At 55.8% G+C, this 14594-nt stretch carries 9 protein-coding genes; 4 read left to right on the top strand and 5 right to left on the bottom strand.

All coding sequences use genetic code 11. From position 1 onward, the window contains the following. The first annotated feature begins 167 nt into the window (after positions 1 to 167). Positions 168 to 1556, top strand: a complete 1389-nt coding sequence (locus KTT_RS15415) for a serine/threonine protein kinase (protein WP_126596831.1) — start codon at positions 168 to 170, stop codon at positions 1554 to 1556. A gap of 86 nt (positions 1557 to 1642) precedes the next feature. Here the strand turns inward: KTT_RS15415 and KTT_RS15410 are convergent, their stop codons facing one another. Continuing rightward, positions 1643 to 3421, bottom strand: coding sequence for a CocE/NonD family hydrolase (locus KTT_RS15410; protein WP_218030896.1), 1779 nt, complete (start codon positions 3419 to 3421; stop codon positions 1643 to 1645). Positions 3422 to 3745: 324 nt separating this feature from the next. Here KTT_RS15410 and KTT_RS15405 point away from each other — a divergent pair, with 324 nt between their 5' ends. Further along, positions 3746 to 4429, top strand: coding sequence for an FHA domain-containing protein (locus KTT_RS15405; RefSeq protein WP_160145895.1), 684 nt, complete (start codon positions 3746 to 3748; stop codon positions 4427 to 4429). A gap of 46 nt (positions 4430 to 4475) precedes the next feature. Here the strand turns inward: KTT_RS15405 and KTT_RS15400 are convergent, their stop codons facing one another. The 3 genes from KTT_RS15400 to KTT_RS15390 form a co-directional block, all read right to left on the bottom strand. Next, positions 4476 to 5273, bottom strand: coding sequence for a nucleotidyl transferase family protein (locus KTT_RS15400; RefSeq protein ID WP_126596829.1), 798 nt, complete (start codon positions 5271 to 5273; stop codon positions 4476 to 4478). Between the two features lie 114 nt (positions 5274 to 5387). Next, on the bottom strand, positions 5388 to 8126 hold the full coding sequence (gene acnA, locus KTT_RS15395; RefSeq protein WP_126596828.1) for an aconitate hydratase AcnA: 2739 nt from the start codon (positions 8124 to 8126) through the stop codon (positions 5388 to 5390). Between the two features lie 409 nt (positions 8127 to 8535). Beyond that, on the bottom strand, positions 8536 to 9012 hold the full coding sequence (locus tag KTT_RS15390; protein WP_126596827.1) for an MOSC domain-containing protein: 477 nt from the start codon (positions 9010 to 9012) through the stop codon (positions 8536 to 8538). 511 nt (positions 9013 to 9523) lie between these two features. On the opposite strand from KTT_RS15390, the gene KTT_RS15385 reads away from it, so the two are divergent. Both KTT_RS15385 and KTT_RS15380 read left to right on the top strand, forming a co-directional pair. Beyond that, a complete protein-coding gene (locus KTT_RS15385; RefSeq protein ID WP_126596826.1) occupies positions 9524 to 11209 on the top strand; it encodes a tetratricopeptide repeat protein in 1686 nt (561 codons plus the stop codon). A 212-nt stretch (positions 11210 to 11421) separates the two neighbouring features. Beyond that, positions 11422 to 13248: a serine/threonine-protein kinase gene (locus KTT_RS15380; protein ID WP_126596825.1), complete on the top strand. Its 1827-nt coding sequence runs from the start codon at positions 11422 to 11424 to the stop codon at positions 13246 to 13248. Between the two features lie 134 nt (positions 13249 to 13382). Here KTT_RS15380 and KTT_RS15375 read toward each other — a convergent pair whose 3' ends face one another. Continuing rightward, complete coding sequence (locus KTT_RS15375; RefSeq protein ID WP_235845737.1) at positions 13383 to 14207, bottom strand: glycosyltransferase family 2 protein; 825 nt, start codon at positions 14205 to 14207, stop codon at positions 13383 to 13385. Positions 14208 to 14594 lie beyond the last annotated feature (387 nt).

Below are 14594 nucleotides of genomic sequence, written 5' to 3'. Positions count from 1 at the left end.
AGGCGCTCTATACAAGCAATGTAGCACTATTGTCTTATTCCGCCCCAAAACATTTATGTCCCTCCTGTATACTAAAAATAGGGAAGAGTATGATTTACTGGTTGAGAGTAGCTATCTTTCTTTGTTTGGATACTCTCACCATTTAAAATCACAAAGGATTTTTTGAGATGAACATGTTGGTGGGGAAACATCTCGGAGGGTACCGCCTGCAGCGACTCGTCGAGAATGGTGGTATGGGTGATATCTATCTGGCACAACATACACGCATCGGGCGCAGGGTTGCCATCAAGGTGGTATGCGGGGACCTGCGTGCCGTTCCCAATACCCCGGAAGGAAAACAGGCGGCCGAACGCTTTGAACGTGAGGCGCGGGCTGTCGCAGAATTGGAACATGAACATATTTTGCCGCTCTATCACTTCGGCGAGGAGAATCTGGATACGAGCCTGGGTCCGATCACCTACCTGGTAATGCCCTATATTTCGGAAGGCTCACTCTGGAACTGGCTGCAGCAGCGCACACAGCAGTTTGGCTTTGGCTGGCCTATTTCCGCCGAGGAGGCGGGCTATTATCTTTTACAGGCGGCTTCAGCGCTACAATACGCGCATGATCATGGTATTATTCATCGTGATATCAAACCAACGAATTTTTTAATTCGCGTTGAACGCGGCCCGTTCAAAAATGATCAATACCCTTACCTGGCCAATATTTTTCCACATGGCAGGCCACATCTCTTACTGGCGGATTTTGGGCTGGCCTCATTCTACCGGGCGGGCCGCTCACTGCATCGTTCGGTGGGCACGCCACTGTACATGGCTCCGGAACAATTTGATGATCCCTCACTGGCCACTTCAGTCCACGTGGGTCCCTCGGCCGACCAATACGCGCTGGCGGTCATGATGTATCAGTTGATGACGGGGCGCGCCGTCTTTGAGGGAACCGCGGCCCAGTTGCTGCATCACCATCATCATACCCCACCTGAACCACCCAGCAAGTTTAATGCCAGCCTGCCCCGTGAGCTAGATGAAGTCTTCTTGCGCGCCCTGGCGAAGAAACCAGAGCAACGCTATCCAAACATCCTTGAGTTTGCGCAGACCTATGACGCGGCTCTGCAGACAGCGCTGCGCGCGCGCCAATCTTATCAGAATGCCGGCCGACCAGCTACGATCCAGCGGGAAGGAGGTCGGGAGACCAGGTCATTCGCCGCCCAGAAGCCACGCGACGCGACGACGCTGCCAATGCCGCCCCAGGGAAAAGGAGCGCCCCAGGCGGACAAAGAGCTCTATGGAGGGGGCGCACAGGTGGCGACATTAGAGGAGCCCGAACGAACCCAGCACCGGCCATTACCAATCTCGCTGGCCGTTAAGGGCAAGGCCATTACCGACCATCCGGCCCTGCTCTCCGCCATCCCGACCATTACCGGCCTGCAGAAAACGATGCCGCTGCGCTTCGTGCGCCTCTCCCCGATCCTGGCCTTTTTCTTGCTGGGACTGGTATTTCTGCTCCTGGTCATAGTCGCTATCCTGGCGGCCATGCTGCTCATCCTCCATGGACGATGAAAGAGAAACGCTTGACGAAAGAAAGAGAACGACCCTGCCGCGTTTGCGGCAGGGTCGTTCTCTTTCTTTCGTCAAGCCATCATTTGTTAAGCGGTGGGCGGGATGATGGGGAGCGCGATAAAAGAGGGGTGAGCGGCATCGTGCAGGATGGTTTGATGAGCAATCACCAGTTCGCTGTCGACCCCCAGTTCATGGCCGGTGTTGGGATTGCGGTCCCAGCGCGGGAAGTTGCTGCTGGTGATATCCAGGCGGATGCGGTGTCCCTGCTTGAAGACGTTGCTGGTTGACCAGAGGTCGATGACATACTCGTAAGCCCGGTCTGGCTCGATCAATGCCGGTTCGGCATCGTCAGGGAAGTTGCGATAGCGGGCGCGGATAATGCCGTCCGTCAGGTTCTGAGCATAACCGTCGGGGTATACATCCACCAGGCGCGCCACAAAATCGGTGTCGACCGCGCTGGAGGTGGCCCACAGGTGCACGACAATGGGGCCAGTCACCTCAATATCCTGCGTCAGGACAGGGGTGGTATACACTAGCACATCCGATCGCTGCTCGGTCGGTCGCTGATCAAAGACGCCGCCGCGATACTCCGGTGTCATCAGCAAGGCGCCACCTCTGGTCATGACGGGATTAGCGGGATCGTAGACATAAGTGTCAGGCTGTTCTTTCTCGGGGACCTCTGTTGAGAGCGCGCCATCGCCATCCAGGCTATTGGCCTGGCCACCACTATGTAGATAATAGCGGGTCTCGACGGCGCGAGCCAGCGGCCACTCCTGCTCATCACGCCAGATATTGGCGCCCATCACAAACAATTTGATCGGTGCCTCCGACAGGATGCCGGTATCCTGACCCTTCAGGAAGTGATCGAACCAGCGCAGATGCATGCTCATAATGTCGCTCTTGAGATCCAGCAGGCCGGGCATGGCTGCGAAGCCAAAGTTCTTCTCACCCACCGGATTTGAGGAGCCGCCGTGGATCCAGGGTCCGATCAAGAGCTTGCTCTGCTTTGCTTCCGGCGTACTGCCATTCTCGCGCATGATGCGGAAGTTCTCCAGCGTATCCTGCAGGAAGATATCATACCAGCCACCGATGTTGAAAGTGGGCACGGTAACCTGCTCGTGCTTGCCCAGGATGGTCATTGGCTCGGTCAGTTCAGGGCTCATCGGCTTTTCAAAGACATCATAAAAATCTGGAGCCATATTCTTGTACTTCAATGGAGCGAACTCTTTGAGCGGCAAGGACCAGTAGCCCTGCGTGCCCAGCTCATCCATGGTCTTTGCCCAGACATACATATCGGTACCCAGTTGCACGGGATCGCGCTCGATAACATGGCGGCGCATCAGACTGTTGGCGGCCATAGACAACTGCCACGAGGCGGTGGTACCTAGCTCCAGAGCTCCGCCACGGAACATCACGCCATTGAGCGGGTCATTCCAGGTTATGTAGGGGATAAAGGTCTTGAGGGCGGCCGGCTGATGCACGGCGGCCGACCACTGGGTAAAACCGAAATAAGAGGCACCAAACATGCCCACGTCTCCATTGCTATATGGGAGCTGGGCCGCCCAGGCGATCGTGTCCAGGCCATCCAGGGCCTCGCGGCGCATCGGTGACCACTCGCCCTCGGAGGCGAAACGACCTCGCGTATCCTGCACAATCACCACATAGCCACGGCGAGCCGCCTGAACAGGATCCAACACACCGGCGGCGTTGGGAAAGTCCTTGCCATATGGTAAACGCGTCAGTAATACTGGCCACCGGCCCTCCCCCTCGGGACGGTACACGTTGGCGCGTAGCGTAACCCCATCGCGCATCTGCGCGGGAACATCAAATTCAATCTTCACCGCTAGACCCGGCTGAACTGACATAGACACATTTCTCCTTATTAATGCTTGCGCGTCGTCATTGATAGTTGCGCGTCATCACAATATTTTTAGAGGAAAAAACCAATAAACCCATCATACAACGTTCAAAAGAAGAACGCCACCAAAAACTTTTATTTATAGAGAGGTGGTGCAAGGCCACCCATGGATGCATTCGCATCCATGGGTGGCCTTGCACCACCTCTCTATAAAACACTTGATTCTTGACACATGAAGATATCATTCGTTATACTCAGTCCAATGATGGATGAACAACCATCACTAAATCCTTGCAAGCCAGCTTCAGGCTGCAAAATAGAGTGGGACCATATGTCGCAAGAACAAACAACGGGAGCATACCTTGTCATCCAGAAAGGTTCTCTGGCTGGCAAGCGTATCGAATTGTGGAAAGAGTGTACAACCATTGGTAGAAGCCGCGATAGTGATATCTTTTTGGAGGATATCACGGTTCATCGCAAGCAAGCACGTATCCTGTTTACCGATCATGGATATGCCCTGCGCGATGACCATGGAAGCGGGGATTGTTTTGTCAATGGAAGCCCCGTTGCGGAACGCTTACTCAATAGTGGAGATGAGCTCCAGTTTGGGAACACGTTGATGACATTCTTCGCCAATGAGGGGACGCGTCCGTTTCAACTACCATCCTCACGCGGCCGCGAGCTTCATATGGGAAAAACGCCCCCACCCGAGACGACGCTGATCGCGCAGCTGCAGTTTACCAATAACAATAGCGGGGTACGCAGTATCGAGCTGTTGTCCGGCATGACGATCGGGCGTAGCCGCGACTGCGCTATCTTTCTGGAAGATCTGACGGTCAGCCGCCATCATGCCACTATCAATGAGGTCGCGCCGGGTCAGTATGAGATTGTAGATAATCGCTCGGCGACTGGCACCTTTGTCAATGGGAAACCGGTCGCGCGTTGTCCGCTGAACGATGGTGATCGGCTACAGATCGGCAATACGACCCTGGTATTTCGCCTGACCCGCGCGTGATCAAGCAGATCCTCGCAGGTCAAAGGGTCAGCAGCAAGTGCGCCGATCAGGATACCGGTCCCAGCCGTTGCTTCAAGTATTGTACGCGCTCGTTGTAGATATCGACCTCGCTGTCATCTGCCCGCTTGAGCGGTCCCTCATAGGCACGCGTGTCGCGCATAAAGCGGCGCACCTCACGCGTGACGTCATGCTCATAGCCCTTCCCTTTTTCACGTACCAGCGTGGCGGAAATGTCGCGATAGGCCGCATCAAATGACTGGGAATGCACGTAGGGGGCGAAGCGCTGGTTCTGGGGCCGCTGCAGCAGCTCGGCCAAAGCTTCCTCACCAGCGGTTCCCCGTGGCGCCACCAGCAGTTCAGCCAGGTGGAAGAGCTCCTCCAGGGATGCATCACGGTCCTCGTAGTAGCGAGGATCGAAGATCTGCTCGATCTTGTCAAATCCCATTAAGAAGAGGATGCGCTTCACCCTGGGAAAGGTCTGGCGCACGGCCCTGGCCTGGTCAACATAGAGTCCACGATTGAAGAGCAGAATGCCGGTTCGGGGCAGGCGCGCGCGCAAAAGATCTTGCAGCAAGATGACGCGATCCAGCAGCAGCGGGCGCTCGACCCCTTCTTTATCCACGGTGCGCTTGCTAAAGGCGGAGTAGAGATGGGCGGGCTCACGTTGCGCACGCGCGTAGCGCCAGCCCTGCTTGAGTAGGGCAAGGTGCGCCACGGTAGGAGGATTAAAAGAGCCCGTAAAGATGATGACCGTGTCTCGCGGCGGCGGGGTACCGGGTGCGCAGGCCACCTGTGGATCGGCGTCTGGCTGCAACTGGTTGAGCAGGCGCTGCACATGCCGCATGCGGCGCAGCCTCGTTGTTGAGATATACATATTAGTACATAAGCCAGGAATCTAAGGATGTAATCCTCAGATTCCTGGCTTTCTCCTCTACTACTAGCGTGAGCTTACAGGGGATTAAGCCTGTAAGAGACGGCGTAACACGGTTGGGAGAATGCCACCATTTTCATAATAGGTCACGTCGATCGCGCTATCCAGACGGGCAATGGTCTGGAAGGAGAAGGTGGAACCATCTTCGCGCGTGACGTTGACGGTCACTTCCTGGCGCGGCTTCAGGGAGGAGATACCGGTGATCTCATAGGTCTCGCGACCGGTCAGGTTGAGCGATTCCTTGCTCTCACCCTGCTTGAACTGCAGTGGCAGGATACCCATGCCTACCAGGTTGCTGCGGTGGATGCGCTCGAAGCTCTCGGCGATCGCCGCGCGGATACCAAGCAGCAGGGGTCCCTTGGCCGCCCAGTCGCGTGAGCTACCGGATCCATACTCCTTACCGGCGATCACCAGCAGGGGCACACCATCCTTCTGGTATTGCATGGAAGCGTCATAAATGGTCTGCTCCTCCCCATCTGGCAGGTGAACGGTATAGAAGCCTTCTTTGCCATCAACCAGGCGGTTGCGCAGGCGAATGTTGCCAAAGGTGCCGCGCACCATCACCTCGTGGTTGCCACGACGCGCGCCATAAGTGTTGAAGTCGCGCCGGGCCACGCCATGCTCCACCAGGTACTGACCGGCGGGACTCTTCTCGGCGAAGCTACCCGCGGGCGAGATGTGGTCGGTGGTGATGGAATCGTCGACCATGACCAGCACGCGCGCGCCAGAGATGTCTTTCACCGGCTCGGGCTCGGGCGACATGTCCTTAAAGAAGGGCGGCTCCTGAATATAGGTGGAGTTCGCGTCCCACTCAAAGAGCGGACCCGTGGCGTTGGAGAGCTTCTGCCAGTGCTCATCGCCCTCAAAGACGTGGGCGTAGTTCTTGGAGAAGACTTCAGGCGTGACGGCCTTCTGCACCAGCTCGCGCACCTCCTGCTGGGTGGGCCAGATGTCGCGCAGGTAGACATTTTCGCCGTTGGCATCGGTCCCAATGGGATCGGTGGTCAGGTCGATGTCGACGGTTCCGGCCAGGGCGTAGGCGACGACCAGCGGGGGCGAGGCCAGGAAGCTGGCGCGCACCTGTGGATGGATGCGTCCCTCGAAGTTGCGGTTGCCGCTCAGGACGGCGGCGACCACCAGGTCGTTATCCTGTACCGCCTCGGCCACCGGTTCGGCCAGGGGACCGCTGTTGCCGATGCAGGTGGTGCAGCCGAAGCCAACCAGATGGAAGCGCAAGGCCTCCAGATATGGGATCAAGTCGGCGTTCTGCAGGTAATCGATGACGGCGCGCGATCCAGGCGCCAGGCTGGTCTTGATGGCTGGATTGACGGAGAGGCCGCGCTCGACCGCGTGTTTGGCTACCAGTCCGGCGGCGATCATCACGGACGGATTCGAGGTATTAGTACAGCTGGTAATGGCGGCGATGGCGACCGAGCCATGGGTCAGCTGGGTCTGTACATGACCGAGCTCAACAGTAACGGCCTGGCTGGTTGGCCTTTCGGCCACCGCGGTAGCCGTCGCGGCCTGACTGGTCTGCGGAGCCGTCTTGAAACGATCGGCATAGGCGCTGCGGAACGTCTGGGACAGCGCGCTCATCGGCACACGGTCCTGTGGACGGCGTGGGCCGGCGAGGCTGGGCTCGATCGTGCCCAGGTCGAGCTCAAGCAGATCGTCGAACCGTGGCTCCACCGTCTCGTCGGTGCGGAAAAGCCCCTGAGCTTTGGTATAGTGTTCAACCAGCTCGACCAGCTTGGGATCGCGGCCGGTATCGCGCAGGTAGCGCAGGGTCTCCTCATCCACCGGGAAGAGCGTGGCGGTGGCGCCAAACTCCGGCGACATATTCGAGATGGTGGCGCGGTCAGCCAGTCCGAGCTGACTGAGGCCGGGACCGGTAAACTCGACAAACTTGGCGACCACGCCGCGCTTGCGCAGCATCTGGGTCACGGTCAGCACCAGGTCGGTCGCTGTAGCCCCCTCGGGTAGCGCACCCGTCAGGCGCATACCGATCACCTCAGGCGTCAACAAATAGAGCGGCTGGCCCAGCAAGACGGCCTCGGCCTCGATGCCTCCGACACCCCAGCCAAGTACACCCAGACCATTGATCATGGTCGTGTGTGAATCGGTACCCACCAATGAATCGGGATAGGCCACGGTCTCGCCATCATCATCTTTTGTCATCACGACCGAAGCCAGGTACTCCAGGTTGACCTGGTGCACGATGCCAGTTCCGGGAGGCACAACGCGGAAGTTGCTGAAGGCATGCTGGCCCCAGCGCAGCAGGGCGTAACGCTCACTGTTGCGCTCGTACTCACGTTCGACGTTACGGGCAAAGGCGGTGGTCGAGCCAAACGAATCTACCTGAACGGAATGGTCGATCACCAGGTCCGCGGGCACCAGCGGATTAATCTTCTGGGGATCACCGTTGAGCCGCGCCACGGCCGAACGCATCGCGGCCAGGTCCGCCACGGCGGGAACACCTGTAAAGTCCTGCAGCAGGACGCGGCCCGGCAGGAAGGGATATTCGGCCTCGCTTGAGGCGGCCTTTCCAGGCGTCCAGCCAGCCAGTGAACGGACATCTTCTTCCGTCACCAGGTCATTGCCGACATGTCGGAGCAGGTTTTCGAGAATAACTTTGATCGTAAACGGAAGTCGATCAAGACCCTGCACACCACGCTCCGCCAGAGCGGCGAGGCGATAGTAGTGGACTGTACCATAAGCGCCCTCTAAAGTGGAGCGGGCTCCAAATACATCTTTGTACATAGTCATATCAGGTCCTTTTGGGAGTAGTTTGTTGGTGTAGGGAGACAGATAGTGGCACCAAAGCGTGCGCGCGCCAAACCTACATTTTTAAACAGCTAACATTCTTTCCGTTTTTATTATATAGCATAGAGGCGTGTTTGTGGGCATATGCATAAACAATCATAAAGAGCAAAAGCTGCGAAAAAGCTTATGAATATAGCGACTCAAACAAATTTTTATGGAATTGACAAAAAAGCTGAATGCATAAGAGCCTCCTGCGGCGGCGAATGGTAATTGACGATGTGACGGCAGGTGCACGAATGCGCGCCTGCCGTCACATCGTCAATTTTAAAAAGCCGTAGGTGCGCCCCTTGCGGGCGCTTGCCGCGCAGCGGCCACGTTCCCAGGCGCGCACGTTTCCCCAAAGGGGTCAAGGCTAGCTATGAATAGGGTCACCGACGTTGATGAGGCCACCAGAAATAATTTTGGCGCCCAGTCCTCCGCGATGGATAAAACCAACGGCGACTTTATGGCTGGTCTTTTCCATAAGATGGGGGCATGGCTCGCAGAGAGCGATGCCACGCAGGACCGTATCACCAATACGGAACTCTTTATCTACCAGGTGGCTAAGAGCGAAGCCTTTGGTGACGATGTTGCGCCGCATGTCGGCGGCGGTTACCATAATCTTGTTTTCCGTCTGGACGCTCTCTACAGCTTCACTTTCGATCAGGGTGACTTCGTAGCTCTGTCCATCAGGACCCGAGTGGGTGCCGGCTTGCGCAAAATAACGATCGCCTACAATACCTTGATCCGCGACCAGCAAGGCATTATCAACCTCTTGCATTGGCTCATCGGCCGCCGGTGCAATATAGAGCGCGGCCACCTCGCCGTTCCACCATATCTTCTCGGTCATTCTTTTCGTCCTTACTTATACCAGATAGACATGTACCATCGGCATACAAAATTGTCTCTACCGGCGATAGAAGCCGGAGTACAACATTCACGGCGCAAAGTGATAGATCAAAAGCGAGATGGTGAGCGTATATACATTAGAGGGTATGTTTTAGAACACTGTGTAAAAACCAGCAGGTATAAAAATTTCTCTGTTTACGGCCATCTCTGGTGGGAGTATAGAAGAAACATTCATCCAAGTCAATAGAAAACATTCGTTGGCATAAATATGCTACCAGAACCAGAAAAAAGGGCTAACAGGAGATACAGCAGCACAGCAATTCGTTGAAACTGATGGTACACTAAAGGAAAATAGACATACTCATGTGCTCCTATCTCTTGTTAAAGGGAGGCGGGATAAGCGGGCACTCTTTGAATATATTGTATTGACAAGGCAGCAATACTTTCGCTACAGTAGAGAAACGATATAATTTTATGCGCGATATCTATGTGTAGGACAGGGAGGGACGGTCATGGGGAAGTGTTTGGACTTCAAAGGTTGTGGATTTGACAATCGAGATGAGGCACGCTTCTGTTCACAGTGTGGTCTTCCAACCAGGGGCACCGTGCTACAGGGCCATTACGAAATCCAATCCTTGATTGGCAAAGATCGTGGGACAGCCACCTTCCAGGGAATTGATCGGCAGAATCGGCAGGCGGTAACGGTACGTGCATTGATTCCTCGCGATACCAATGCCCGGGAACGGGATAACTTTTTGCAGGACGCGGAACTGGCGGTCTCACTCTCGGCTCATGTCAACGATCCCGGTAGTATCCGCGTGATCGATTATGGACAGGATGGGCCAATCGTCTATATGGTAAAAACGACGGGGGCAACATCACAGTCACCGGAGCCACAGCCATCGCCCCTGTCACGCATCATCAATCGCCTCTCCAGCGATTTCTTTCCACAGACTCCCTCGCCAGGTGGTACTGGTGATGAGGAAGAAACGCAGATTCGCATAGCGGTCCCCACGGGGATATCGCAGGCGGTGTCTCCCCCCAGGAAAACCCCGGCCCCGGCGGTGCATGATTGGTTGGCGGAGGGGAATCTGGCCTATGAGCATGGAAATTATGAGCAGGCGTTAATGGCCTACGACATGACGATCAACCAGGACCGGTCTTCGGTGGAGGCCTGGGGAGGCAAAGGGGCCACCTTGCTACACCTGGGTCGGCCGGAGGAGGCGTTGCAGGCCTATGACCAGGCGCTGGCGCTCAGTCCACACGATCCCGAATGCTGGACCTCACGCGCCAGCGTGCTGCACGACCTGCAACGCTATGATGAGGAGATGTATTGCTACGAGCAGGCCCTGACCTTTGATCCCGACTATGTCTATGCCTGGAGTGGACGCGGAATGGCGCTGGCGGAAAAGGGATACTCTGAAGAGGCACTGGTCGCCTTTGACCGAGCTTTGCTGCTGGATTCGCAGCAGGCGACGGTCTGGCAGGCCATGGGCGATACCCTCTACAGTCTGCAGCGCTACGATGAGGCACTGATCGCCATCGACCGGGCACTCTCTTTGGATAATGACCAGGCCTCGCTGCTGGATACCAAAGGCAATATTCTGCGGCGCCTGAAGCAGCCGGAACAGGCGCTGGCCCTGCACGAGCAGGCTACGCAGACCGAGCCGAACAGCGCCACCAACTGGTTCGATAAGGCTAACGATCTACGCGACCTGCGTCGGTTTGGGGAAGCGCTGAATGATTATGATAGAGCGTTAGCACTCGACCCAACATTGGCGGGCGCGTGGTATAATCGAGGCAATGTATTAGCAGCACTACGAATGTTTGAAGATGCGTTAAACTCGTACGACCAGGCTTTGCAGTATGATGACGGGCTGATCTCAGCCTGGTATAATAAGGGCAGTCTACTGCATGAGTTACAGCGCCACCAGGAAGCACTTGCGGCCTTCGACCGTGCTCTGGCGCTGGACGTGCATTATATTGCCGCATGGAATAATAAGGGGCTTTCACTCTTTGCACTTGGTCGGCTCGATGAGGCTCTTGCCGCACTGGATCAAGCAACGTCCTTTGCACCCGAGGAACCAGATGCCTGGTATAACAAGGCGGTGGTTCTCGATAAACTGGGACGCAAGCAAGAGGCGATTACGTGTCGGGATTGGGCACGCTCACTTGATCAACAAGTCAAACAAGCATAAAAATGTTCTCTCGTACGCGTTCATACAATTACAAGACGGGTATGAGGGAGGCAGCAATACGGCAATGCTATCCCTGCGGATAGTGGTCAATGCCGTCGCTTACAGGTTGTTCCCCGTCCCACAACCATCTCAACCATAAACCAGCGGTGCCACTGACCAGGTGCCATTAGATCTCGACACTGCAGAAGGTGTCTCGCAACACGGAGGAGGGAATGCGACGCTGCGCCGATCAGGTTGACTGCGGATATGACAACCGGGACAGCGATTTATTTTGTAGAGCATGTGCACTGCCGTTACTCGACACCGCTCTGGCTGGCCGTTATGTGGTAGAGGCCTTATTAAGTAAGGGTGGCTACGCGGCGGTATTTCGTGGTATAGACCAGAATCTATCTCGTCACATTGCTATCAAGGTGCTGTTACCCAGTAAAACTACGCCCAATGAGCGCGATCATTTCCTGCGTGAAGCACGGATCGCTGCGACGCTGGACCATCCAAATATCGTTCCCATACTTGATTATGGTAAAGATGGTTCAAGCGTCTTTCTCGTGATGCCTTTGTATACGGTTGGCTCTTTACGAACCCGACTGGCACAGGTCGATGGCCCCTTGCCCATTCAAGAGGTTATTCATAATTTCCATCAACTTGCCAGTGCCCTATACTATGCTCATACCCGTCAACGTCCAATAATTCATCGTGATATTAAACCGGAGAATATTTTGATCCACCAGGAGGATTATCGCCTGGTGATTACCGATTTTGGCATCGCGCGCTCACTGGAGCCGGGCGCACGCTTTGGCAAGACGGTCACTGTACGGGGAACCGTAGGCTATATGGCGCCGGAACAGAGCAGCGGCATCGTCGATCCGCGCAGCGATCAGTATGGTAGCGCGGTCGTACTCTATGAGATGCTAACCGGCTTCCATCCTCTCGATCCGCGCGGTGGCTCAATCCCGCTGGTGACGACGCTCAATCCAGAGCTACCACCCCTTCTGGATACGGTGCTGCAGCGTGCGCTGGCTAGCCGGCCGGAGGATCGCTATGCGAATATGATGGAGTTCGTGCGCGCCTTTGACTATGCCTATCGACCCAATGCGAAAGGACGCTACTCATCATCGTCATCGTCATCATCATCAGCGTCGAGCGCGGTGGTCAATGATGGCATCGTCTTGCCGCGCCATGCGACCTACGCGCCGCAGGCGCATAATGGCACCAATTCCGGGCTGGCACGCAGCCAGACAGGGAGGCAGGTGGCGGCCGGTACCGGCCATAGCCAGAGCGTGCAGCCGCAGTATCAGTCTCGCGGCAACGTCAGTACGGGTAGCGTGCGTGAGAAGTGCCGCGAGGGCGATCAATATCTGAAGCAGCAGGCGTACTCACAGGCCTTGATGGCCTATGAGGAGGCGCTGCGCATGGACCATGTGAACTTCTATGCCTGGAATGGCAAGGGAACGGCCCTCTACAATCAGGGAAATTATCGCAAGGCGCTCGAAGCCTATCAGCGCGCGACCGAGATCGAGCCCAACAATGCTATCGTCTGGGTGAGCGCGGGTCTGGTGCTCAACCGGCTGCAGCGCTACCAGCAGGCCCTGGTCCATTTTGAACGGGCCCTGGCGATCGATCCACACTATGTGGCGGCATGGAATGGCAAGGCGGATACGCAGCTGGATATGAACATGCCCGAGGAGGCCTGGGCCTCGTATGAACAGGCCTTGAAGATCGACGCGCGCAGCTTCCACGCCTGGAACGGTCTGGGCAATGCCCGTTCCAGCCTGCACGATTTCCACGGGGCCGTCGATGCCTATACACGAGCCTTGTTGATTAATCCGCGTAGCGCGGTAGCCTGGTGCAACAAAGCGGAAGGATTGATTCGCCAGGGACATAATAAAGCGGCCCTGGATGCCCTGAATGAGGCGACCGAGATGGACAAAAACTATGCCCGCGCGTGGCTGTTAAAGGCCGAGGTGTATGAGTCGCTGGGCAATCCTCAGGAGGCTCAGAAGGCCCGGCGCCGCGCGAACCGCTGGGGTCTAAAAAGTTAAAAGCGGCGGTGCGCTCTTACGGTTCTGGCGCCGCAGGCACCAGAACCTTCTTTTATAGGCGGTGTGAAGATGGCGCGATGCGCCATCTTCACACCGCCTATAAAAATATTTGAGCGCCGCAGGCGCTACAATTACTACCGAACACGCTCAGAGAGCTTCCATTTGCGGGAGTAGGAGATGAGCTCACGCATGGCTTTGAGGATGACACGAGGATGCGCTCCGGTGGCCTTTCCTTTCTGACGAGGGAGGTGTCTGACATCGACCTCGGTATAGATGTGACCGGCGCGAACGAATTTATAGAGGATCTCCGCGTTGATCATGGCCCCCCGCGTTTCCAGATTGAGAGTTTGAAAAAACTCAGCACGGTACAGTTTGAAAGCACAATCCAGGTCGCGTACCTTGATCCCCAGCACCAGGTGTACCAGCTGCTGCCAACCCCAGGCGTTCAATCTACGAATCCAGGGATCATGACGGGGAGCGCGATACCCAAGGACGGCATCAAAGCGTTCGATGAGGGGGAAGAAGCGTTCCAGATCATTGATGTCAAACTGGCCATCCGAATCCATAAAAAAGACCAGGTCTTTGCTGACGGTATGGAAACCGGTTACAAGGGCCGCTCCGTACCCCCGGTTCTGCGAGTGATGCATCAAACGGATGCGTGGTTCGTCTCCGATCAGCCGCTCGATAATGTCACGTGTATGGTCTTTGCTGCCGTCGTCCACGACGATGATTTCAAAGTCGTCGGCCCATCTTCTCAGGGCGCTCGCCACCGTCGTTATCGTCTGCTCGATAACGGCCTCTTCATTATACGCGGGCAGGACCGCTGATAGACTATGCGCAAGCTTCTTTTCAGATATTCCCTGGGATATTACATGCTGATCCGGTACAACGCCAACCTGGATAGGCCGGCTCTGATGCATGGATGACATCACAAACATCCGCGCAGCTATACTTGCCATTAACATACGTTCTCCATTCCCTTCCATCACCTGAAGCAACGCTCATGCTGACCTGAATAATCACACAATAAACAAAAGAAGATACCAGAAATCGGGATGTGTCTACATATTCAGTCTACCAGCGTGCTCCAAAAATAAATATTCCCCCCTACCGCTATATAAGTCCCGCTATGCAGTAGAGGGGATATGCTGATGTATTTGTTCTATGCTACGTTGAACATGTTATTCAAAAATGATGTCATCGAGCTGGGGTAAACCTGGCTTGAGCGGACGATCATACCTGTGACCATATCTACTCTCCCGACGCAACCCTAACCACAGATGTACAAAAACAGCGCCCACAAGAACAAGGATAAATGTGAAAATTGTCACCAGATATGTACCCAT

The sequence above is a fragment of the Dictyobacter aurantiacus genome, assembly GCF_003967515.1.
GTDB lineage: Bacteria > Chloroflexota > Ktedonobacteria > Ktedonobacterales > Ktedonobacteraceae > Dictyobacter > Dictyobacter aurantiacus.
The sequence above is the reverse complement of the archived record's forward strand: the minus strand, read 5'-3'. Positions and strand labels throughout refer to the sequence as shown.

What these genes read in the sequence shown, in the direction of transcription:
- KTT_RS15415 (WP_126596831.1), top strand. Translation starts at nt 168, where the DNA reads ATGAACATGTTGGTGGGGAAACATCTCGGAGGGTACCGCCTGCAGCGA.
- KTT_RS15410 (WP_218030896.1), bottom strand. Translation starts at nt 3,421, where the DNA reads ATGTCAGTTCAGCCGGGTCTAGCGGTGAAGATTGAATTTGATGTTCCC.
- KTT_RS15405 (WP_160145895.1), top strand. Translation starts at nt 3,746, where the DNA reads ATGTCGCAAGAACAAACAACGGGAGCATACCTTGTCATCCAGAAAGGT.
- KTT_RS15400 (WP_126596829.1), bottom strand. Translation starts at nt 5,273, where the DNA reads ATGCGGCATGTGCAGCGCCTGCTCAACCAGTTGCAGCCAGACGCCGAT.
- acnA (WP_126596828.1), bottom strand. Translation starts at nt 8,126, where the DNA reads ATGACTATGTACAAAGATGTATTTGGAGCCCGCTCCACTTTAGAGGGC.
- KTT_RS15390 (WP_126596827.1), bottom strand. Translation starts at nt 9,012, where the DNA reads ATGACCGAGAAGATATGGTGGAACGGCGAGGTGGCCGCGCTCTATATT.
- KTT_RS15385 (WP_126596826.1), top strand. Translation starts at nt 9,524, where the DNA reads ATGGGGAAGTGTTTGGACTTCAAAGGTTGTGGATTTGACAATCGAGAT.
- KTT_RS15380 (WP_126596825.1), top strand. Translation starts at nt 11,422, where the DNA reads ATGCGACGCTGCGCCGATCAGGTTGACTGCGGATATGACAACCGGGAC.
- KTT_RS15375 (WP_235845737.1), bottom strand. Translation starts at nt 14,207, where the DNA reads ATGGCAAGTATAGCTGCGCGGATGTTTGTGATGTCATCCATGCATCAG.